The following is a 22,765-nucleotide window of genomic DNA, read 5'->3' as shown; positions in this document are numbered from 1 at the left end:
TTTCGTTCATTTATTCTCACGCTTCCAACTTACAATATATTCGATTTGTTCATTTCCTGATTCGAGATGAGGGTCGTCAATTTGCCAGTTTCCCGATATTTGCAGTTCTCTGCAAGCTGATTCAAACTGGCACATCGCAATCCCCATATCTAGTAGCTGCATATCATAGCCTAAGCTTGAACTATAATTAGGGGTATGTTGAATATAAAAATGGCATAGTTGCCGGTCTTCTGAAAGAACAAGTCTCCACGGCTGTTTATTTGAGGCAGATGGCCCTAGCCTGACCATTTCAATGGGGATTTCCAATTGTCCCGCATTCTCCTTGATTAAAGGTGTTAGAAAAGTAGAATCATAAAAAAGCTGTTCCCAGCGTTTTTTATTGTCTGCTTTGACGGCAAAGCGCAACGCTTTGTCAAATACCCGTTGTTTTTGTTTTGGATACCCAAGTGGTGTAATACATGGAATAAATTCATCGCGGTTTAACTGAATTTCATCTTCAAAGGAAGTGCGATTGAAAGTACCTCCCATCCAACATGTCCCAATCCCTAGCTGTGTTAGGAATAAAGTAGCTCGGTGGAAGATATACGCATACTCAACCAGGGCAATTTTTTCATTGATAGCGGTCCCCACCAAATAAGCTCTTGGATTTTTAATAAAACCATATGTCCCAAGTTTAATTCCTTTATCGGTAACATTGTGGTTTACGAGGACAAAATGAACTCGGCCAGTTCCACCAAAGGGCCCAACAAAATTCTGATTTTCGTTTAGATACGTGTTGATTTTATTCATGTCTGATTCTGAAAGAGATTCTGTCCTATATGTCCGAATAGACTGTCGACCACGCATTATATCAATAAGTGAAGGGTTCGCACTCATGGTTACACTCCTAAAGAAACGTATTTTTCTCTCATAATAATTATACTACTTCTCCCGAAACACCATTTACCTAGAATGTTACTGTTTTGGGTAAAAATTGTTCCCTTCTGTTTATTTAATTCCAGTCATCTTCCTCCCTATCCCGTTATATGGTTAGGAGAGGGCGCATTGGTAGAAAAGTAAGCGATGTTTTTATTATTTGTGAGGTGAACCATGAAGTTTCCAAACCAACTATCAAAAGGAGATAATGTTGCAATTATCGCACCATCCTCTCCAGTAACCAAAGAAGAAGCGGATTTATGTAGAAAGCTTGTTGAAAACATGGGCTATAAAGTAAAAATGGGGAAAACAGCTTATCGTTCGATTCATGGATATTCAGCGGGAACAGGGCAAGAAAAAGCCGATGATCTCCATCAAATGTTTGCCGACCCCGAAATCAAAGCCATCTGGTGTATCCGAGGTGGAGATACAAGTGCTCATATCGTCGATAAGCTAGACTATGAGTTGATTCGCAACCATCCTAAGATCTTTGTAGGCTACAGTGATGTCACAAATCTCCATGTGAATTTTAATCAGAAGTGTGATCTTGTCACGTTCCATGGACCGATGGTGAAATCGAATATGCTCTATGATTTCGATGATTTTACAAAACGAAGCTTTGAAGCAGCCTTAACGATGGAAGAGGAGCTCCTCCTTGAAAATCCAGAGGGCGAGGATTTTCAAGTGATGGTGGAAGGGTATGCTGAAGGGACCATTGTCGGGGGGAACTTGACGTTGCTCACTTCAATGATTGGAACGCCTTATGAGATGGATACAAAAGGGAAAATACTCTTCATTGAAGACATTGGTGAAAGTGTAAGAAGATTGGACCGCATGATGCATCAGCTCAAATATTCGAATAAATTAGAAGATGCTGCAGGAATAATCGTTGGAGACTTTGCAGAGTGTGACAATAAAGAGGATATACATTATACGGTGATTGAACTGCTAAAAGATTTGCTATCAGATTACAAAAAACCGGTCATGTATAATATCCAATCGGGGCATTGTTTCCCGATGTCGACGATTCCATTCGGTGTAACATGTACCATAGACACAAATTCTAAGAGCATCAAATTTACGAAATGAGAGGGAAATGTAGAGAATGACGAAAAAGGAATAACCAATAGATAACTAAAAAACGATGCGATTTCGCATCGTTTTCCTTTAAGATGAGTCCTTTTCTGGTAATTTATCAACCCTACTCGAATCTTCTGAATTGACAGCGCCTCTAATAAACATAAAGAAGAAGTAAAGCATTGCAAAGAAAATGCTCATAGCACCTATTAATGTTAGCCATAACCCTAACACATGAATCCCCTCCTTATGAGGATTTATATGCAGAAACGATGGCACTTACGACAAGGTATTCCTATTCATGACTTAGAGGCTTTTTCCGATTCCAAATAAAAACGCTCCCAATGAGGAAGCGTCATTTCTGCAGCAAGCGCTGCATGAGGGTTTATCTATCTATTATTAAATTGTATGAGTTCATTAGGGTACGTTTATATGCCTATCTCCTCCTTCCTTTATCTTTATTTCTTTAACGATCACCTGGACCTATAAATTGTAATGCCGCAGGGGAGTATACCCCGACTCTTCTTTTCATTTCCTCGGTTGGGATTCGGATTAAACGAGCAAAGCTTCGTCCCTGTTTAGCGGAGTTGGTGAGGTTCGCCAGTTTTTCAGCTGCCCCTTTCACTTTCTCCATTGTTTGAAACATCGTCATCACTTTTACACGGTGGAGGACTAATTGAATGACCTCCTTCACTTCATCACCTTCGGATTTGTTGGATCGAGCTGGGACCTTTCGCTGTAGCTTAAGAAATAACATGCTTCATCACTACCTTTCCGAAAAGATGCTGGGGATATTACCCTATGCGTAGATAATTCAGGATAAGTATGTGAATTCCTTTGTCAGCGGGGAGACTTTTTACCGTCAATTTTCATAGGGAATTGAGGTAAATCTGGGTATATCTTGATATTTGGATAAATTCTGTTATCGAATCTGGGAGTTTGCTGTGGGATGCTGGAGAAATATTGTTTAAATTATTTTCATGTTTATAAGCATAAAGCAAAGGGAATGGTCATAGAAGCTCGCGGGCAAGCCATGAGATGGTTCTTTAATCCCCTTACATTAGAAAATGGTCAAAAATCTAAGAGAAACACTAGCCTCAGTGAATGAATCCTGTTACACTACTTAAGTTGAACTTTTTAGGAAGAAGGTGGGAGAATGCTTCAAGCACTAATTATTTTTGTTGCCCAACTTATTTATGTTCCTGTTTTAACATTAAGAACAATCACCATGGTTAAAGGAATGAAAGAAAAAGCTGCCGCTCTTGGAATGCTTGAAGGTGTCATTTATGTAGTGGCACTTGGAATTGTTTTTAGCGATTTATCCAATTATTTAAATATGGCTGCCTATGCGATTGGTTTCGGTGTAGGTTTATATATAGGTCAAATGATCGAGCAAAAGCTAGCAATTGGCTTTGTTACGATTGAAGTGAATATCATGAACAAGAATGACGACTTGGCAAAACATTTGCGTTACGAAGGCTTCAGTGTTTCGACCGCAGAAGTAGAAGGAATGAATCATGCTCGTCGATTTCGTCTAGATTGTACCGCAAGACGTGACCGTGAACAGGAATTTATCAAGATTGTTAGTACCTATGAACCAAGTGCCTTTATCGTGTCCTATGAACCACGTAGCTTTAAAGGTGGATACATCACAAAGGCCATGAAGAAAAATAGAAAAAATAAGCAAAAAAACGAAGCAGCAGGCAAAGCCCCGACGCCTCTATAGAAGGAAGTGTCCTAAAGGACGACAAGTCCGAATGGACACTTCTTTTTATTATCAATCCAGCATAAGTTGGGACAGAGGGACAGGTACAATGTCCCACTTCGACCAAGGAAATTTGGGGTCATGTTAATGGTTGAATAAGGGAAAACTCTAAAAATGAGGTACACTAAATAAAGTGACAGAGATGATTGTCTGTAGAGGAGAGGGTTTACATCACTACGTATAATGAACTGATTGAAAAGCTTAAGGAATTTGGTGTTCCAGATGAAGATCTTCCGACGATTAACGAACCAAAAGTAACCATCGAACGGGATGTTAAAGTGTTTAATAATGATTTCAACATCCTGCAGTTAAATTTGCTGTATTCAATGATTACGGTTGAAGAGTGGGAGAAAGAAAAGGTTTTTTATATCACATGGAAGAATACGGATGTGAAAGCGAACTTGAAACGGTTTGTCCTTTTCTATAATCAGAAAAAAGGAATCCTCCGGAGAAAGTATGTGTATAGGAACAACACACCGTCTCGAAAAGAAGAAAAACGCTCCGTTTCTAAAGACCACCTAATGGCTGCCGCAAGTAAGGGATTGCTTTCCATCATCATGGAAGATTATAAACCGATGGAATAGCTCGAAGAAGTTCAGAAAACAATGCTAGGGACTTCCAAACATACAGAAAAGGAAGTCTACTTGGACAGGCTATAAATGAATCAAAAGAATATAAGTAAATTGGTTAGAGAAGGAGCTTGAATATTTTGAGGAAAAATGAATTACCAGAGAACTATGAAGAGCTGAAGAAAAGTGTGAACCGATCGTCAAATTGGCGTGAGCGATTGGATGCGATTGATGAGTTAGGACAATATAAGCATGCAAAAGTAATAGATGTCCTCACCAACGTCATGAATCATGATCCGGTTGTCAAAGTGCAGGATGCAGCTCACCGTACGCTTAAAAAGTTTGGTGAACATGTAGAAGCACCGGCTAGGAAAAAAGGCGAGCCTGTGAAGGGTGTAAATAAAATATTACTTAGGATCAAGAAAAGTCTCCCAGAAGGCCATTCATACGAGGAATTCAAAGAAAAGCTTAAAAAAATGCGGTTAGATGTATATGATACATACGAGGGAAACAAAGGAACCGACTTTGATAAGTGGTTAGAACAAACATGGGCAGAACTAAATAAATAAGGAATTAAGAAGAAGCAAGGATCAAGAATCCTTGCTTCTTCTGTCTTTATAAAGAGTGTTGTTTGGTGTTAAGACTCCTTGGGCGTACAGGGCAGTATAGTCTCAAGGAAACGTTCACATCATGCCCCAAAAACCGCTCGTTTTGAAGTAGAACAAAGAATAGGAGAAACAGAATAAAGGGAAATTCTTACAAGTACTAGAAATAGTAAAGTAGAAAAAAAGGGGAGGGGTTGTTTTGGCAGATTTTCAAATAGTAGAGCTAGATACACAAATCCTAGAAGGAATGGGGAGTTTTTGTCTAAGAAGTAAAAAGAAATCAGATGGGTACATAAACAAAAAATAAGTGGCTAAATGATAGATTTGAAGAAGGATTAAAATATCTTCAAATCATTGAAAATAAGAAGCAAGTAGGGTTCATTGAATATACGGATGCTGAATATTCCTCGAGAGTTGTTCACGCTAAAGATTATTTGGTCATCCATTGTTTATGGGTAAGTGAAACGGGAAAGGGATACGGGACGAAGCTGATTAACTTATGCCTTCAAGATGCAAGAAAGCGATCGAAGCAAGGAGTCGTCGTCGTAACCAACCCTGAAACCTCTTGGACACCAAGTAAGGATATTTTTTTGAAAAATAATTTTACATTGATGGATACTGCACCCTATGGTTTTGAGTTGCTCGTTCATCCTTTTGAAACTAGCACCGCACAACCTGTCTTTCCTAAAAACTGGGAAGAAAGAGCAAATCAATTCAAGAAGCTTACGATTCTAAGATCCTTTCAATGTCCATACGTTGAAGTGGCGACACAAAACATTATTGAGGGTGCAAACACCTTGGGTCTAGAGGTCAAAGTCATTGATTTCAAAAGCAAAGAAGAATTAATGGAGCAATCTCCAACTCCTTATGGGATCTTTTCCGTTGTTTTTAAAGGGAAACTAGTTACCTTTCATCGGTTGACGGTGCACTCTGTTATCAAGAAATTAAAGGAACATTTAGATTGATTTTTACGAGAAAACAAAACCATATAAAAAGGCTCTGGGGGGAACAGAGCCTTTTCACATGGTTTTTATTTGCTAAAACTATGTTCATCAGTTTGTTATTCAAGAATTTCACTTAATAAAAAAACAGAGTCTGGTACGTTTACATCACTTTCTTCAGTTCTTCGGTTAATCTTAAAAATTCACTCTTGTTTTTGTCTAGTAAGGATTGATCGATTTTTTGTTGGATTTTCTTTTTGCGAAACGTAAGAAGAGCCTGGTCTAACACCATTTCAGCCATTAATGAATCTATCACATTTACTTCCGATTTTGGTGAATTCAGCAATTTCTTATCCATTAAAATCACTCCTTAACCTTTTTTCTATTATACTTTAAGTTGTTATAATATTCAAACTATTTATGTTTATAAATGATAAAAAAAGAAAAAATGTACGTTTTCTACCCTTGTTTTCACTGTTGATTGAAAGGCTGCAACTCATAAATCATGGAAGTCTGACTGTGTTGAGGTTTACATGATGCATTCCCCTTTCTATAGAGATTTAACGTGTTAAGGTCATCATACGTGATAGTTGAAGTGTTTCCTACAAAAGTGTAAGGAGTCCTACCATGGTAATTTGAGGGCTTATACGAAAAATGGGTAGAAAGGTGTTTCTGGTGAGGAATTCTCACGTATTGGAATCCTGCCGACCTTCCAGGTAGACAAGCTCTCCCCCTCTACCCTACCTCATTTCCTATATTTGGCTGGCAAAAAACAGGAACCTGTCACATATTGTCTAGAAAAGCAGGGGATTTAAAAAATCCTAATTGTGAAACAGGCAAATATCGCCTTCATCAAGGATTATCTAGCTTGAGAAGGCGTGAGAGGATGCTTAGGTACCTATTTAGACCATTTCATTGACTATCTCGCCTTTATCCTGCTCACTTTCTTGTATCCTCTTGAATATGAAACTCAGCATGTTACGATAGATAACGTTGGAAAAATACGAACGATTATACGAACAGAATGAACCATTTTCTAGGAGGATATGAATGTTAGAAAATAAAACAATCGCTTTTTTAGGAGCGGGTTCGATGGCTGAGTCGATGATTTCAGGAGTCATCACCGCTGAGAAAATGCCAGCAAACCAAATTTATGTCACGAACAAGAGCAATGCCAACAGACTATTAGAGCTTCAGTCAAAATACGGTGTGAACGCATTAACTCAAAGTGAACTCCCTTTTGAAAAAGTCGACTTGTTCATCCTAGCGATGAAGCCGAAAGGGGCGGAAGAGGCCCTTCTTTCTATTAAGGATAAAATAAGGCCCGACCAAGTAATTCTTTCCGTACTTGCTGGGATTACCACACAATTTATGCAAGATCACTTAAATAAAGATCAACAGGTTGTCCGTGTGATGCCGAATACATCCAGTATGATTCAAGAGTCCGCGACTGCTGTTGTTGCGGGTGAGACGGTCACGATGGGGCATGTGAAATTGGTCACGGAATTGCTCGAGTGCATGGGGAAGGTTTTTATCATCGAAGAAGACCAGATGGATGTTTTTACAGGTTTAGCCGGAAGTGGTCCAGCGTACTTCTATTATCTAATGGAAAATATGGAGCGCGTTGGAGCTGAAAATGGATGGGAAGAAGCGAAGGTCAGACAGATTATTGCGCAAACGATGTATGGCGCAGCCAAAATGGTTCTTGAACAAGGCGAAGCTCCAGCTTCGCTAAGAGAGAAAGTCACTTCTCCAAATGGTACGACTGCTTCAGGAGTTGAAGCTTTAATCAAATATAATGGTGGCGAAGCCATTGCACAGGCCGTTCTCCATGCGGCCAACCGATCAAAGGAAATCAGCAAGGAGCTTGAAGGGACGATTGTCACTCCTTAACGACTATTTTAGGCTGCATATGTACACAGGAGGTATTAGATGTTAAACGGTGATAAACAGATAAAAAGAGTTGTTATTAAGATAGGAAGCAGCTCATTAACAAGTATGCACGGAGAGATTAGCCGGAGAAAGCTTGAGAATTTGGCAGAGCAAATTGTACAGCTAAAGGATGCAGGCTATGAAACAGCGGTTGTTTCTTCTGGTGCAGTAGCGGCAGGGTATCGGAAGCTTGGTTGCCTGGAGCGACCAACGTCACTTCCTGAAAAGCAAGCAGCAGCGTCCATAGGCCAGGGGCTTTTGATGGAATCTTATTCAGAACTCTTTTTATCTCACGGATATGTTGCTTCGCAAATTTTAATCACGAGAAGTGACTTCTCAGATGAAACTCGATTTGAAAATGTAAAAAACACGATGAATGTGTTATTAGATCGTGGAATTATTCCGATTATCAATGAAAATGATACGGTCACTGTTGACCGTTTGAAATTTGGGGACAATGATACACTTGCGGCGAAGGTTGCTGGTCTAATCGATGCAGATTTCTTAATTATTTTATCAGATATTGATGGCCTTTATGATAGCAACCCGCATGACAACCCTGATGCGAAGCTACTAGAAAATGTCCATTGTATCACACCCGAAATTGAAGAAGCAGCCGGCGATTCAGGGAGTGCAGTTGGAACTGGTGGCATGAAATCAAAAATTGAAGCCGTGAAAATTGCGATGGCTGCAGGAATTGATTCCTTTTTAGGAAAAGCAGGTTGTGAACACATCTTGATGGATGCTGTAAATGGAACTGCAAGAGGGACTTATTTTGAACAAGAACCTGATGCCTTAAACCTAGATGATAAGCAACAATGGATTGCGTTTCACTCTGGTCCTGAAGGAAAAGTCACCATTAGTACTCACGGAAAAAATGCCATTATCGAAAAGCATGAGGACCTGTATCGATCGGATATTCAGGATTTTATCGGGGAATTTCATGGTGGTGCCGTCGTTCGAATTCTCGATGAGGCAGGGACAGATTTAGGCCTTGGTCGTATTAATTATTCACATGAACAACTGAGAGAAACTACTTCGGATGGGGAACAAGATCCTGTACCTGCGATTGCTCACGAGACCTTTGTCTGCGCACTTGATTTCCAGTTGCCAGCCATTGGGTAAAGAGATAAGCACAACAGAGCTATGTGACTATGAATTTACCATATATTTTGGAGGGATAGAATGACTGAATCAGTTATACAAACCATAACCGTAGAAGAACAAGCGAAAAAGGCAAAAAAGGCTGCAAAAGTTTTAGGAATCCTTACAACGGAGGAAAAAAACCAAGCACTGCGGACGGTAGCGGATGCATTAGAAGCAGATTACCAATCTATTATTGCTGCAAACTTAGTTGATTTACAAAAGGGTGAAGAAAAAGGGTTTGAACAGGCGTTTATGGATCGCCTTTCTCTTAATAAAGACCGGATTTTTGATTTTGCTGAGGGGCTTCGCCAAGTTGCAGAGCTCCCAGATCCGATTGGCGATGTGATGTCAGGCTGGACTTTAGAAAATGGCCTGAAGGTGGAAGAAGTTCGCGTCCCTCTTGGTGTCATTGGGATGATTTATGAAGCACGTCCGAATGTGACCGCTGATGCGGCTGGGCTTGCGTTAAAATCAGGAAATGCGATTGTGCTAAAAGGCGGCTCTTCTGCACTCAACTCAAATCGAGCGATTGTTAAAATCATTCATCAGGCGCTAGAAAACACAGCCATTCCGAGAGATGCCGTCCAGTTTATTGATAGTTTGGACAGAGAAGCAACGCAGCAATTGTTCACCATGAAAGACCATATTGATGTGCTAATCCCTAGAGGTGGAGCATCGCTAATCAAGGCAGTGGTGGAAAATGCGACTGTACCAGTTCTAGAGACAGGTGTTGGGAATTGTCATATTTATGTGGATCAAGAAGCAGACGCAGAAAAGGCCATCAATATTCTAATCAACGCAAAGACAGACCGTCCGGCAGTGTGCAATGCGGCGGAGACATTGATTGTTCATCAAAACTGGCTAAAGGAACACAAGGACCTGTTGGCAGAAGCATGTAAGAAACATGGAATCACCGTTCATGGTGACGAGCTAGCCAGAGCTGAACTTCCTGACGTTCAACAGGCTACCGAAAAGGATTGGGCAAATGAATACTTAAGCCTGGACCTTGCGGTAAAAACAGTGAGCAGTTTAGAGGAAGCGATTGAACATATCGATCTTTATGGAACAAAGCACTCTGAAGCAATTATTACTGAAAACACTGACACAGCTAAAAAGTTTATGCAGCTAGTGGATGCGGCTGCACTTTATCATAATGCTTCAACCAGGTTTACCGATGGCGGGGCGCTGGGATTCGGAGCAGAAATTGGAATCTCCACCCAAAAGCTTCACGCAAGAGGGCCAATGGGGTTGCCAGCCTTAACAACGAGAAAGTACTTAATGTCCGGGAACGGGCAGGTAAGATAGGCAGGAAAAAAGAGCGATTGTTCAACATGAGCAATCGCTCTTTTTCTAGCAAAGAAAAGACAAAAAACGAATTCAATGGTATCATCAAAAAAACAATGAAATGAAAGAAGTGAAGATTTTGATTACATATAAGAGCCTCCATCATGTCAGCCTCACGGTCACAGATTTGGAAAAATCCAAAGAGTTCTATGGAAAAGTTTTAGGGTTAAAAGAACTATCTCGCCCAGATTTTGATTTTCCTGGAGCCTGGTATGGAATAGAAGGGCAGCAACTTCATTTAATCGTCGAACCTTCAGCACAAACGATTCGCCAGGATAAAAGTCTCCACACTAGAGAAGGTCACTTTGCCTTAAGAGTGGAGAACTACTATGAAGCATTAAACTGGTTAAAACAAAATCAAATTGAAGTCCTCGAAAAACCAGACGGAAAAAGCGGATTCGCCCAAATCTTTTGTGCGGACCCCGATGGGAATTTAATTGAACTCAATGTGGACCAAAAAGATTTATAAAACAGAAAAGCCTCCTATTCTAGGGGGCTTCTCTGTTTTTTTATAGTTTTTGCCTTTAATTAATAGGCGACGTTGAGTTGGCTAGGTTGACCTCCACTTCGATGGCTTGCCCTTCGCGATAGATTTTTAAGGTGGCTTTATCTTTCGCGTTTAAATTAGTGTACATATATTTTCTTAAATCACTTGAGTTCGTAATCTCCTCACCATCAATCGATACAATTACATCCATTTGCTTTAACCCAGCATTTGCGGCAGCGCTATTAGGTTCAACCTGAGCGACGATTGTCCCGCCTTTCACACTTTCAGGAAGGGATTGCAGATACATACTCGGAACCTCTTGTAAATCTGCCAGGCTGACGCCAAGATACGGACGTTCAATTTTTCCATGTTCAATCAGCTCATTGATAATTGGAACGACATCATTACTTGGAATCGCAAATCCCAATCCTTCAACACCACTGTCAGAGATTTTTAAACTATTGATTCCAATTACATGACCGCTTGTATTGATTAAAGCGCCTCCGCTGTTTCCCGGATTAATAGCGGCATCGGTTTGAATAACCGAAAGCTCCCATTTTCCGGCGGACGTATCGACGGCAATATTGCGGTCGATGGCGCTGACAATTCCTTGAGTAACAGTACGAGATAAATCAAGACCAAGCGGATTTCCAATCGCCATGACTTGATCACCAGGTCTCAACCCAGAGGAATCTCCAAATTTAAGTGTATGCGTTGCATACTTTTCATCGATTTTAAGAACGGCTAAATCGGTTAAGGCATCAGCCCCTACGACTTCTGCTTTCGCTTTTTCGCCATCATAAAGGGAGACTTCTACCTCTGATGCACCTTCAATCACATGGTTGTTTGTCACAATATAGGCATCATCATCTTGCACATTAAAAATGACCCCAGAACCTGAACCGCTTTGTACCGTTCCTTGTGCCCCGGAAAAAGGGTTGCTTTGATTCTGGTAATTGACAATCCCAACAATTGCTTTTGATGCATCCTCAACTACATCCGCTAACGAAGCTGTAGGGTTACTTGAATTGGATGTGGGAACAACGCTTGTTGTTAATTCACTTTGTGATAATGACTCTGTTGAGGTTGCGGCGTTAGGCTGAGGTTCAGTTTTTAAGAAATCAAACACATCTGTATAAGTAACGGCTCCTAACGTTAAGGCTGAACCCATTACGCCAGCTGTCACCATGGACAGAAAGCTTTTCATCCCACCAGTCTTCTTTTGCTTCTTCAATGGTTCAACCGGTTTTTCATAAGGGTTTGGTTTAATGGGTTCCTCATTTGGAGTAGGGTTTATCTGTTCATCGAAAGGTTTATATAAATCGCTCATGGCTTGTTCCTCCTTGGGTATCCTTTACTATGCTTTTATCTTAGCGAGAAATTATGAACAAACTATTAACAAATTGCGACATGTTATGGAAAGATTTTTGAAAAGAATGTTCATCGTGCCCAAATGAGGGACTTGAAGTAAAAATGGTCGCGCGGGAAAATTTATCAGCGTGCCGAATGGGGGTGGGGGAGAGAAAAAAAGTGTCGCAAGAGAATCAACCCTTCCCGAATGAGGAGTGTGAAGTGAGTAAAGGTAACGGAGGAGGATTCACAGTGCCCGAATGAGGATGTCAAACTGAAAAAAGGTCACAAGGGAGGCTCCACCGTGCCCTAATATGGATAGAAGTAAGAGCGGTCCGAAATGCCAATTAAGTTTTATGATCTTTAATTAGAAAAAACATAATTACAAATAGTTTCGGGAAAGTTACCTTTAAAAAGGAGGTCACAACATGAAAAGGTTATTATTTATGTTTTTATTAGCTATTTCCTTATTCACATTAGGCGGGTGTGGGGACAACGAAGCACCACCAGAAGAAGGAGAACAGATCGAAGAAATTGAAGAAGAAGATGAAATTGGCGATGGTGAAATTGATGATGAATAAGGGGTAGGGGCGATTCCTTTCCTTTTTCAAAAAAAAACAACGAAGGCTGCCCTATTTGGACAGCCTTTCGTTGTTTCTTTGGGCATAAAAGCTAGAAACTAGCTCCTACGATGATGAGTAGAATGAACAAGACAACAATCAACACAAATCCGCTATTGTTTCCGCCATTTCCTGACATTTGCAAGTCCCTCCTTTTAATGTATTCTTTATACCTTATTCAGATGGGAAGGGAGTTGACAGGACAGGCATATTAAGAGTTTTGCGGATTTTTCTTGTTGTTCCCTTTGTTTTAAAAATATTTCTTAGGCTCGTACCTTCTTGGACAACTGTGTTCGCATTTCTTTCCTCGATATAAACTTTCCTATTGAAAATGTCAAAGGGTAGATTTCTATAATATTATTATGTAAACTAAACTAACGATGTGCACAGACAAACTCTAAGATAAAAATAAATAGTACATCGTCATATATTTTTGAAACGCTAGGTGTCAGTACATAGCCAAAGAGCCCAGCATCTGAGCTGAACTCTTTGGCTATTTTAGTTCAATTAAAATTAAACATTGATCATCGCTGCGCTGTTTTTCACTTTTTTGTTGTTCTAAAGACGCAATGATTCTTTCTTTTAATGATGACAGCGAAGATTCTCTGTTTTTCATAAACAGCTTGCTTAATTGATTTGGACCAATCAAATCGGTGACGCCATCTGTATAAAGTAGAAGGCGATCTCCCTTTGAATAGTTAACTGTATTGGTTTTATATTCAATTCCTTCGAACATGCCGATTGGAACACTTTTAGAAAATAATTCATGCTGCTCCCCATTCTTATCTAACCAAAACGCAGGAGGATGCCCAGCATTGATATATTCAATTTTTTGTTTCTTTGTATCAATTAAAAGATAAATTGCCGTACAGTAATGCCTAGCTTCCTCGTTATTCTGAAACAATGTATGAAGATGTTGGTCTAACTCTTTCATCACAATGTCCGTATTCACCCCATAAGAAATGAGTCTTTGGAACAATGAATGCAAAGACATCGTGATAAGGGCGGAGGAAATCCCGTGTCCCATGACATCTAGAAGAATGATTCCATATCGATGTTGGTCAATTTGATAAAAACCATATATATCTCCTGATAATTCTCTAGACGCTTTATGGAAAGATTGAATTTGGATATGTTTGGTCTCGATAGGATCTGTTAAGGACGTTTTTTGAATTTTTCTAGCAAGCTCTAGTTCCTTTTTCGTTTCTATTTTAAACTTCTGATTTTGTTCATTCAGATCCATTAGTTTTTTCTGTTGTTCCTTTAATTCCTCTAACGTATTCTCTAATTCTTTATTGGCCTTATGTTTGGCCAATAAAGCTGCTTCAGCTTCTTTTTTTGCAATGAGTAGTTCATTTTCATATTCACTTCGATTGTGGATTGGAAACAAAACACAGTCTGAGTATCGTTCTCCGCCTCTTTTTCTCAGAAGGGCATTCACCATCACAGGAATCTCTTCCCCACTATTTGTTTTTAACGATATATACATTTCTTCCACTTTTTGTTTCATTTTAATAAGTGGGACAAAATATAACTGATAAAACATTTGAGCAGGAACAGTAAGGATGGATTGAATATGTTTCCCTTGCAATTGCTCAGGAGGATAATGGAGCATTTCTAGTAAAGTCTCATTGATGGTTACGATCCTGCCATCTTCTGTTAAGGATAGAAAACCACACGGTGCTCTATTTAATTGTTCATCCATTAGTTAGAATCGCCTACTTGGCGTTACATTCTTCAAATAATCACGAAGGAGGTGGATGGTTTCTTCAGGGTCACTCATATGTGGACAATGTCCAATCGCGTTCATTTTTTTATAAGTGCTGTTCGGAAGGTGTTGCTGCAAATACAAGCCAACAGTCTCTGGTGCTACGATATCTTCGGAACACTGCAAGATTAAAGTAGGGACCGTAACATTCTTCAAATCTTTTCGATTATCTGAGAAAAAAGTAGCCTCTGCAAATTGACGGGCAATGATTGGGTCCGTTGAACAAAATCGATCCTCAAGGTCACTTTTCACCTCAGGGTGATTGGGATTGTTTAACAAGGTATCCGCAAACATTGTTGCCCAACCAATATAATTTTTCTCCATCATCTCAAGTAAACCTAATAGCTGCTCTTTTTCAAATCCACCGTAGTATTCAGGCGGATCATTCAGGTAGCGAGGGGATGGTGCAAGCATAATTAAATCTGAAAAATATTGTGGTTCGCGGAGGGATGCAAGCATACCAATCATTCCAGCAACCGAATGCCCTATGAAAATAGTATCCTCTAGATCCAATGCGGAGCAAACGTCTAAAACATCCTGGGCATAGCCTTCTAGCGTACTATATTTGTTCACATCGTAGGCTTGTAAATCTGAATTTCCAGTTCCAACATAGTCAAATAAAATAATGCGATATTCATCCTCAAAGGCTTTTGCAACGATGTTCCATACAGTTTGATCGCAGCCGAAACCAGGTGCAAACAAAATGGTCCGGTCTCCGGTGCCAATCACCTTCACATTATTTCGAGATAAAATGTTCTGTTCCATAATAAGCTCCTTACTAAAGTGGTTATTTAACACTATGTATATGTTAGTAACTATCATACCATTTAGTTGGCAAATAACGTATGACTTTGTTTAAAGCGTTCCCAAAGGAGAGCACATTGATGGACATTTGATGCGTAGTATTTGAAACTAAGGGTAGAGGAAGGTCAATAATTTGGTAGCTCTATTCATATCCTAATACAAAAAGGAGAGGGTTTAGATGAAATACAATTTTGATGAAGTCGTCAATCGAAGAAATACATACTCAATGAAGTGGGATGGCGGTGAGTTTTTAAAACAAGTTGGGTTAACGGAGAGGTATGATGAAGAAACCATCCCGTTATTTACGGCGGATATGGATTTGCCGGTTCCCCAACCCTTATTAGATGCGTTGCATAAAACCGTTGACCACAAAATCTTTGGCTACTCAATTTTCCCTCCTGAGTACTTTGAAGCCATTCAGCATTGGTTTAAAAAGAGACATGATCGGGACATCAAAAAAGAAGAAATCGTTTATAGTCCTGGAACCGTACACGCTGTGAATGTCGCTGTGAGAGCTTTAACCAAACCAGGGGACGGGATTATCATTCAGAGACCCGTTTATCCACCGTTTACCTCTGCCGTTGAAGGGAACGGAAGAATTGTACGAAATAATGCTTTGAAGGCAGATGAAAATGGCTATTACACCATTGATTTTGAAGATTTTGAAGCAAAAGCAAAAGAAGAAAATACCACGATGTTTATTTTATGTAACCCTCATAATCCAGTAGGGAGAATTTTTAAAGAAGAAGAGCTTAAGCGTCTATCTGATATTTGTGCAGAAAACGGGGTGATCATTGTTGCGGATGAGATCCACGGGGATTTAATCAGACAGAATCAAACGTTTACTCCAATTGCGAAAGTAGCCAATCAGCTTGATCATATTGTCACATGTACGGCAATCAATAAAACCTTTAACGTTGCTGGTCTCCATTGTACAAATGTCATCATTACAAACCCAGAGGTAAGAAAAACATTTAGCAAAGCTATGGGCATGCATTTGCCATCTCCGTTTACGGTATCTGCACTTATCGCTGCATATCGTGAGGGAGAGGATTGGTTAGAGCAGTTAAAAGAATACCTCGATGGAACCATGGAATGGGTGGTCAACTTCTTGGCAGAAAACATGCCAAATGTAAAAGTAACCATCCCTGAAGGTACGTATGTTATGTGGATGGATTTTAGTCGATATAATCTCACACCAGAAGAAGTCCATGACCGTATTTACAACAAAGCCAATGTGTTGTTAGAAGATGGGAAAATGTTTGGCGAAGAAGGATTACAATACCAAAGAATCTGTCTCCCATCCCCGCGCCCGATCATAAAAGAAGCATTCGAAAGAATAGCCAAAGAGTTTGCGGACGTAAAATAAGGCAGATATTTTCCAGCTTCACCCCCATTATTGTTCAATTAAGTTTGGGCGAACAGAAATCTAGTTCGCCCGAACCTAATGAGCATCCCTCTATCACATCTTCAAGAACTTTTCTTATTTTAAAAACAAAACACGCTTTTCAACCTGTATAATGTAATTATAGAGCCATCATGAGGGGGAAGGAGGGTGGCTGTGACCAATCCTACTGATAAGCAGGCTAAAGAAATTGAGCATTTGTACGCACAAATCACTGAATTGGAACGAAAAAATAAAGAGCTCGCTAAACAAATTCAGGTAAACGAGTCCTTGTATCGTAATGTTCTGGATGCTTTACCTATAAATATATATCTTGAAAATCGGGAAGGGCAGACCATATTTGCCAATAAGCAGGCATGTCAAATGAATGGTCGTAATCTTGAAGATTTATATGGGAAAACGGTATTTGACCTCTTTTCTCAACCAATCGCTCAGACTAACCGTAATTTTGATCTTGAGGTTTGGAAGCAGCGCCAATTAATAACTAATGAGCTTCTCGCCAGCTTTAAGGGAGAAAATCACCATATGTATACAGGTAAAACCATCATCCACATCGATGAGTCGGGTGACGACTTTCTTCTAGGTTTTGGGTTGGACATTACCGATCGAGTGAAAACCGAGGAGTTGTTACGAGAGAGTGAGGAAAAATTCAGAAGCGTCATTGAGCAAGCAGCAGATTGTATTTTTTTAATTAGTAAAGATGGAACAATTATTGAAGTGAACCCTACTGCAAGCGAAAGTTTACACTATGCAAAATCAGAATTGTTGCAGATGAAGATAGATAAGGTATTCAATCGTTTTATAAAACTAGATGAGATAGAAAACGACCTAATAAATTTCGAGGATACGATGATCGGGAGAGGGAACCACCAATTCCCAGTAGACGTAAATATCAGGTTAATCAAGATTGGGAAGAAACAAATGTATTTAGCGATCTGTCGTGATATTTCAGATAAAAAACGGGCTGAAGCCCAAATAAAGCACATGGCCTACCATGATGCTTTAACCAATTTACCTAATCGTTGGTATATTCAAACCTATCTTCAGGATTACCTAGAAAACACCGAAACAAATACAGTTGATTTGGGTTTGATTCTTCTTGATCTGGATCGCTTTAAAGTCATCAATGATTCTTTGGGTCATGATGCCGGGGATTTATTATTGAAGGAAGTAGCGGCACGCTTACAACTTGCCGCTGGAAAAAGAGAGACCTTCCTAGCACGGTTTGGTGGAGATGAGTTCATTCTACTAGTTCCGAGATTGGCTAATGAAGAAGAAATATTTAAGCTTTGTGAAGAGATTACGAAAGTCCTGAGGGATTCGTTTGAAATTTTCGGTCAGAAGTTTACGATTTCAGCTAGCATTGGCATAAGTCTTTATCCGAAGGACGGGAAAGACTTAAATACCTTAATCAAAAATGCAGACCTTGCCATGTACGATACAAAGGAACAAGGAAGAAATGGGTACAGGTTTTTCACGCACACCTTAACACATCAGGCAATGAAGCGCTGGACTGAAAAAGAGATCGAGTCCGAATAGGGGTGTAGTTCGGACAGAACAAGCATAGAAAAAGAAGATTGAGTCCGAATAAGCGTACGGTTCGGACAGAAGAGGCAGAGAAAAAGAAGGTTGAGTCCGAATAGGTATGCAGTTCGGACAGAACAAGCATAGAAAAGGAAGAATGAGTCCGAATAAGTGTTCTGTTCGGACAGAAGAGGCTGAGAATAAGAAGAACGAGTCCGAATAGCTCCACAGTTTAAATAGATCAAGTAGAAACAAGAAACAAGACCGACTTAAATTGAGTCGGTCTTTATATTTCTCGTAATTTAGCTATTATAAGTTCTTTTTCCCATACTAATACTCATTTACTTAATGGGTGCTGGCAATTTAATCGGAGTATTTAACTCATACGAATCACGATAAGAACGATAAGAGACAAATTGTTTTTCACCTACATAACCATCTAGTTGTAAAATTCGCGCATTATTAGCTTCCATATAAAAATATTCATCATCGGTTTTTAATCGATAAAAAGTGAAGCTAATCCCAAGCAACTTTTTCTTAGTTGTATGGGTGTTCGGGTGTGTTTTGATCTTTTCAGCAAGTTCTTGGACTGTTATGGAAGGAATATCCTTCATGTGGTAATAAGTCTCTTTCACATTCGCTTTAATTTTGTTTACAGCCGAAAGAGCCTTGTCTTTGTATTTATTTTTACTCATCTATCATCACTTCTCCTCATTATCTAGATATTAAGCATAATCCCCAAAAATGGAGGGATTAAACGAAATGGATCAAACTTGGTTCTATACCATTAAAAAGAGGCTGTTCAACCTGAACAGCCTCTAGATGCATGTTAGTGAAGCCCTTTGATCACAATCTCCTTAGCAGGCATAAATTCTTCACCAGTATCGTTGTAGATGACCTCGACCTCATCATCTGGTTGTAAGTAAATGGCCTCTGGTGTGTTTTCAGAAGAGATAATATAACTTTGACCGTTATCTAAAAGGAAGGAAATCAACGTAAATTGCTCCGCTTTCTCTTTATAGACTCTGACCACAATCCCACTCGTTTGTTTCTCTTCTGCTTTCGAATTGCCATCCACTGAACCGCCACCACGTTGTAGCGCTGTTTTATATTGCCTTAAGGCTTCGTTTGGGGTGTTTCCGTAAACTGAAATTTCTGGGTTGGCTGCCGACACGATAAAGTAGTTTTGGAGAAACCCATTTGCATCTAATACCGGTGTTAACCAGCTAGCCTCACCGTAGAAATTATAGAGAATGGGCATTTCTCCTTTCCATTTCTTCTCAATGAATTTCTTTTCAATAATTTGCAACGCACCCTGGGAATCCATATAAGATGCCTCTAAATTTCCAGTATAGTACGTAGCGTTACCTGTCCTGGAATTCGTTAAAGAATATCCAAGCATAGAATCGACGCCTTCTTTAGGGCTAGTAAAATCGGTGAAATAATACATGTCTCCATTCTCATCAAAAATCGGACTGACATTCGCCTCTGTTCCTTCATCTGAAGGGAGTTTCACGTCAGATTTTCCAAATTTGCTGTTCCAAAAGCCGTGTATATAGTTACCAAAGTAACTATTATGCAAACTCACTGTTTCAGGGGAGACAGCTCCATCAATAAATTCTGGAACATCAGCTAATGCCACCATTTCGGTTTTTCCCGATTTTGGTTCTACCATGACAATGCCCTCGACTTCAAACCCGTTACGAGCAGAAATAAAGTCACCATAGGTACGAATATAATAAGGTGCTCCCTCATCATCAATCTCCAATTGCGGTTCTCCATAGAAAATAAGATTTGGATATTGCATTCGGATATGGCGTTCAAGACTTTGGTTAAAATAAGAAGAAGGAGTGTAGACCATTTCTGACTTGATAAATTTTGGGTTATCGGAGGAATCCGTGGCACTAATAGTAAAATAACCAGGGGTATGATCTCCGTTCCACCATTTGAAAAAGCCTGAAAACTCTACTGGTGCGATATAGACGTACTCACCGTTCACCTTTTGTATTTGTAAATTGCCTAGCTCATAATAACTGGTATTTGGGACTTGGCCAAATGCCTTTTTCATTTTATTGCGTGCAAACTTTGGTGGAACACTAGCGGGAGTCTTTGTTTCATCAAACACTTCGATTTCTGTTTTTTCCTCCATGCTCGCAACCTCATATTTTTCATTAGCGTTAAAGAGGGGAGCAGCCAAGATATAAATGCTTACAAGAACACTGACCAGACAAAGCAGCGTTTTAACCATCCGCTCTTTCCCTGAAGAAAATATAGCTCCAGCTGCCGTTATGAAGATAGCCAGAATCCATAGAGAGGAAGGATTTCGGTCAAGGTTTGTTAAATAGTAAAAGATAAAGACAATTACAATGAAAAGAATAGGTACTGTAATAAACCTTCCTATGCTAGACTGCGTATCCTCTTTTTCTTTCGCTTTCTTTGACCGCGAAAAGGGGATGAGGATGAGTGAAGATGCGAGTCCGATTATCAATGAAAATAAGAATATATTAGTCATGTGATCTCCTTTCAAGAGTAGTTTCTATTATTTACGTATCATGAAGGGGAAAAGTTTCAGGTGAAAAATGGAATGGGTGAAAATAATTGAAATAAGAAATGGACATCGGATAATGTGTGCAATGCCGATGCTAAGTATTCGTGTTACGATAAGAATAAAACGAGGTAAAATGAAATGGAAATGTTAAATGGACAATATGTAAGAAGAGTAAAAATGAAAAGAGAGGAAGTCCCTTCGTTTAACCAGTTTCCTTATAACCTTCCTAGTTTAAAGAAGTTGGATGAACTTACTTTTCATCCAAAGGTCACGTTCTTTATCGGTGAAAACGGCATGGGAAAATCAACTTTATTAGAAGCTGTAGCTGTGGCTTTAGGATTTAATCCTGAAGGAGGTTCGTTTAATTTTAATTTCTCAACCTATGATTCTCATTCTAGTTTGGATTCATTTCTAAGAGTAATAAAGGGAGTTGAGAAACCAAGAGATGGATTTTTCCTGCGAGCTGAGAGTTTCTATAATGTTGCTTCAAATATCGAAGAGCTCGACCGAGAAGGGATGGGACCTCGTGTCATCGATTCCTTCGGTGGACGTTCCCTCCATGAGCAATCACATGGAGAGGCATTCTTTTCAACGTTTCTCCATCGGTTTCGGGGGAATGGAATCTATATCCTTGATGAACCAGAGGCTGCACTTTCCCCTTTGCGGCAAATGTCGATGCTTACAAGAATCCATGATTTAGTAAAAGAGGATTCACAGTTCATTATTGCCACACATTCACCCATTATCATGGCCTACCCAGATGCCGTCATCTATGAATTTAGTGAACAAGGACTAAAAGAAACAAAACTAGAAGAAACCAATCACTATCAAATTATGAAGCAATTTTTCGATGATAAAGAGAGAATGATGCATCATTTGCTGAATGGGTAGGATAGGCCAGCACAAAAGAAAGTGATTTTCCGAAGGCTGGAAATCCCTACAACATAAAAGGAAGATTCCTCTGTAGGAATCTTCCTTTTATGTTGTTTTTTTATATCCTTTTACTTATTGTCTTTATTGCCCGTTTTGAACCTATAAAAGTTTTTCTAAGTCCTTTTCAATTTTATTTGGTTCGGTAGTAGGGGCATAACGCTCAATGACCTGACCGTTTCGATCTACAAGGAACTTTGTGAAGTTCCATTTTATATTACCGGATAGTATGCCTCTCTTTTGTTCCTTAAGGAAGGTGAATAGGGGATCGGCATTTGTACCATTCACGTCAACTTTTGCAAAGATAGGGAAGGATACTCCATAGTTCACTTGGCAGAATTGGGTTGTTTCATCGATATTATCAAATTCTTGATTGTTAAACTGATCGCAAGGGAATCCTAATATCTCCAACCCTTGAGTGTGGTATTTTTCATAAAGCTCCTGGAGTCCTTTGAATTGAGGTGTTAGTCCACATTTGCTAGCTGTATTTACAATAATAAGTGGTTTGCCTTCATATTCTTTTAACGATATTTCTTCACCGTTGGTACGCTTCACATTTAAATCGTAAATGGTTTGCATGAATCTATCCTCCTAGGGTTTGAATATCTATTTTTATCGCTTGCAATTAAATTTTACACAATCTAAAAAGAAAACTCAAATCTAAACCAGTAAGTTTATAACATAGGAGAAGATTTCTATGAAGCTAATAAAATATTCACTTTGTAAAATATTTCTATTGATTTCCGGAAAGAAAACATGTTATTCTGTTTTAGCTGCTTCGGTAGTGCATTGAAAAAAATGATTCATTTCGAAAAAACTTTTAAAAAAATGTTGACGAAATGAACTGAATGTTATATGATTATTCCTGTCGCCAAAACGACATGAAAGAAATTGCTCTTTGAAAACTAAACAAACAAGCGTCAACAAACAATAAAATCATGTTTCTTCTATTAATATAGAAAAATATGAGCCAACGTTTTTACTATGAGCTTAACTCATACTCTTTTATTGGAGAGTTTGATCCTGGCTCAGGAC

General features: G+C 39.4%; 24 protein-coding genes and 1 pseudogene. 14 read left to right on the top strand and 11 right to left on the bottom strand.

Translation table 11 applies throughout. The features are described from left to right. Positions 1-6 precede the first annotated feature (6 nt). Positions 7-876 (bottom strand): nitroreductase family protein, encoded by an 870-nt coding sequence (locus H0185_RS14830; RefSeq protein WP_221874293.1) that lies wholly within the window; start codon positions 874-876, stop codon positions 7-9. A 213-nt stretch (positions 877-1,089) separates the two neighbouring features. Here H0185_RS14830 and H0185_RS14825 point away from each other — a divergent pair, with 213 nt between their 5' ends. After that, positions 1,090-2,004: a S66 peptidase family protein gene (locus H0185_RS14825; RefSeq protein ID WP_221874292.1), complete on the top strand. Its 915-nt coding sequence runs from the start codon at positions 1,090-1,092 to the stop codon at positions 2,002-2,004. Positions 2,005-2,082: 78 nt separating this feature from the next. Here H0185_RS14825 and H0185_RS14820 read toward each other — a convergent pair whose 3' ends face one another. Both H0185_RS14820 and H0185_RS14815 read right to left on the bottom strand, forming a co-directional pair. Then, a complete protein-coding gene (locus H0185_RS14820; protein WP_221874291.1) occupies positions 2,083-2,226 on the bottom strand; it encodes a hypothetical protein in 144 nt (47 codons plus the stop codon). A gap of 232 nt (positions 2,227-2,458) precedes the next feature. Then, the gene (locus tag H0185_RS14815; RefSeq protein WP_221874290.1) at positions 2,459-2,749 is read right to left on the bottom strand and encodes a hypothetical protein; all 291 of its coding nucleotides are present in this window, start codon (positions 2,747-2,749) and stop codon (positions 2,459-2,461) included. 399 nt (positions 2,750-3,148) lie between these two features. On the opposite strand from H0185_RS14815, the gene H0185_RS14810 reads away from it, so the two are divergent. From H0185_RS14810 to H0185_RS24490, 5 genes and pseudogenes are all read left to right on the top strand, one after another. Continuing rightward, on the top strand, positions 3,149-3,718 hold the full coding sequence (locus H0185_RS14810) for a DUF2179 domain-containing protein (protein WP_221874289.1): 570 nt from the start codon (positions 3,149-3,151) through the stop codon (positions 3,716-3,718). A 185-nt stretch (positions 3,719-3,903) separates the two neighbouring features. Continuing rightward, positions 3,904-4,341, top strand: coding sequence for a hypothetical protein (locus tag H0185_RS14805; RefSeq protein WP_221874288.1), 438 nt, complete (start codon positions 3,904-3,906; stop codon positions 4,339-4,341). Between the two features lie 125 nt (positions 4,342-4,466). Then, a complete protein-coding gene (locus H0185_RS14800) occupies positions 4,467-4,895 on the top strand; it encodes a HEAT repeat domain-containing protein (protein WP_246629215.1) in 429 nt (142 codons plus the stop codon). Between the two features lie 386 nt (positions 4,896-5,281). Next, positions 5,282-5,407 (top strand): annotated as a pseudogene (locus tag H0185_RS24495) (GNAT family N-acetyltransferase); the annotation flags it as partial. 114 nt (positions 5,408-5,521) lie between these two features. Next, a complete protein-coding gene (locus H0185_RS24490) occupies positions 5,522-5,896 on the top strand; it encodes a hypothetical protein (RefSeq protein ID WP_343223155.1) in 375 nt (124 codons plus the stop codon). Positions 5,897-6,035: 139 nt separating this feature from the next. Here H0185_RS24490 and H0185_RS14790 read toward each other — a convergent pair whose 3' ends face one another. After that, positions 6,036-6,230: an IDEAL domain-containing protein gene (locus H0185_RS14790; RefSeq protein WP_221874286.1), complete on the bottom strand. Its 195-nt coding sequence runs from the start codon at positions 6,228-6,230 to the stop codon at positions 6,036-6,038. A gap of 692 nt (positions 6,231-6,922) precedes the next feature. Between H0185_RS14790 and proC the strand changes: the two genes are divergently transcribed. From proC to H0185_RS14770, 4 genes are all read left to right on the top strand, one after another. Then, positions 6,923-7,765: a pyrroline-5-carboxylate reductase gene (gene proC, locus H0185_RS14785; RefSeq protein WP_221874285.1), complete on the top strand. Its 843-nt coding sequence runs from the start codon at positions 6,923-6,925 to the stop codon at positions 7,763-7,765. A 39-nt stretch (positions 7,766-7,804) separates the two neighbouring features. Then, entirely contained in the window at positions 7,805-8,929 is a 1,125-nt protein-coding gene (gene proB / locus H0185_RS14780) for a glutamate 5-kinase (protein WP_221874284.1), read from the top strand. A gap of 60 nt (positions 8,930-8,989) precedes the next feature. Then, positions 8,990-10,255, top strand: coding sequence for a glutamate-5-semialdehyde dehydrogenase (locus H0185_RS14775; RefSeq protein WP_221874283.1), 1,266 nt, complete (start codon positions 8,990-8,992; stop codon positions 10,253-10,255). A gap of 118 nt (positions 10,256-10,373) precedes the next feature. Further along, on the top strand, positions 10,374-10,763 hold the full coding sequence (locus H0185_RS14770) for a VOC family protein (RefSeq protein WP_221874282.1): 390 nt from the start codon (positions 10,374-10,376) through the stop codon (positions 10,761-10,763). A 55-nt stretch (positions 10,764-10,818) separates the two neighbouring features. Here the strand turns inward: H0185_RS14770 and H0185_RS14765 are convergent, their stop codons facing one another. Continuing rightward, on the bottom strand, positions 10,819-12,111 hold the full coding sequence (locus H0185_RS14765; RefSeq protein WP_221874281.1) for a S1C family serine protease: 1,293 nt from the start codon (positions 12,109-12,111) through the stop codon (positions 10,819-10,821). Between the two features lie 448 nt (positions 12,112-12,559). Here H0185_RS14765 and H0185_RS14760 point away from each other — a divergent pair, with 448 nt between their 5' ends. Further along, positions 12,560-12,712, top strand: coding sequence for a YgdI/YgdR family lipoprotein (locus H0185_RS14760; protein ID WP_221874280.1), 153 nt, complete (start codon positions 12,560-12,562; stop codon positions 12,710-12,712). A 91-nt stretch (positions 12,713-12,803) separates the two neighbouring features. Here the strand turns inward: H0185_RS14760 and H0185_RS14755 are convergent, their stop codons facing one another. From H0185_RS14755 to H0185_RS14745, 3 genes are all read right to left on the bottom strand, one after another. Continuing rightward, entirely contained in the window at positions 12,804-12,890 is an 87-nt protein-coding gene (locus tag H0185_RS14755) for a YjcZ family sporulation protein (RefSeq protein ID WP_221874385.1), read from the bottom strand. 354 nt (positions 12,891-13,244) lie between these two features. After that, entirely contained in the window at positions 13,245-14,456 is a 1,212-nt protein-coding gene (locus H0185_RS14750; protein ID WP_221874279.1) for a SpoIIE family protein phosphatase, read from the bottom strand. A 3-nt stretch (positions 14,457-14,459) separates the two neighbouring features. After that, positions 14,460-15,284 carry an alpha/beta fold hydrolase gene (locus H0185_RS14745; RefSeq protein WP_221874278.1) on the bottom strand — a complete coding sequence of 275 codons (825 nt, stop codon included), beginning with the start codon at positions 15,282-15,284 and terminating at the stop codon, positions 14,460-14,462. 217 nt (positions 15,285-15,501) lie between these two features. On the opposite strand from H0185_RS14745, the gene H0185_RS14740 reads away from it, so the two are divergent. Further along, positions 15,502-16,692, top strand: a complete 1,191-nt coding sequence (locus H0185_RS14740; RefSeq protein WP_221874277.1) for a MalY/PatB family protein — start codon at positions 15,502-15,504, stop codon at positions 16,690-16,692. 186 nt (positions 16,693-16,878) lie between these two features. After that, entirely contained in the window at positions 16,879-18,267 is a 1,389-nt protein-coding gene (locus H0185_RS14735; protein ID WP_221874276.1) for a sensor domain-containing protein, read from the top strand. A gap of 326 nt (positions 18,268-18,593) precedes the next feature. Here H0185_RS14735 and H0185_RS14730 read toward each other — a convergent pair whose 3' ends face one another. Then, positions 18,594-18,947 (bottom strand): hypothetical protein, encoded by a 354-nt coding sequence (locus H0185_RS14730; protein WP_221874275.1) that lies wholly within the window; start codon positions 18,945-18,947, stop codon positions 18,594-18,596. A 134-nt stretch (positions 18,948-19,081) separates the two neighbouring features. Further along, entirely contained in the window at positions 19,082-20,764 is a 1,683-nt protein-coding gene (locus tag H0185_RS14725; RefSeq protein ID WP_221874274.1) for a hypothetical protein, read from the bottom strand. A 180-nt stretch (positions 20,765-20,944) separates the two neighbouring features. Between H0185_RS14725 and H0185_RS14720 the strand changes: the two genes are divergently transcribed. Then, positions 20,945-21,691, top strand: coding sequence for an AAA family ATPase (locus H0185_RS14720; protein ID WP_425515832.1), 747 nt, complete (start codon positions 20,945-20,947; stop codon positions 21,689-21,691). A 141-nt stretch (positions 21,692-21,832) separates the two neighbouring features. Here H0185_RS14720 and H0185_RS14715 read toward each other — a convergent pair whose 3' ends face one another. Beyond that, a complete protein-coding gene (locus H0185_RS14715; RefSeq protein ID WP_221874272.1) occupies positions 21,833-22,309 on the bottom strand; it encodes a glutathione peroxidase in 477 nt (158 codons plus the stop codon). Positions 22,310-22,765: the final 456 nt, after the last annotated feature.

It is taken from the genome of Mesobacillus maritimus (assembly GCF_019749255.1).
GTDB lineage: Bacteria > Bacillota > Bacilli > Bacillales > Cytobacillaceae > Mesobacillus_B > Mesobacillus_B maritimus_A.
This window is presented reverse-complemented; position numbering and strand designations above follow the sequence as displayed.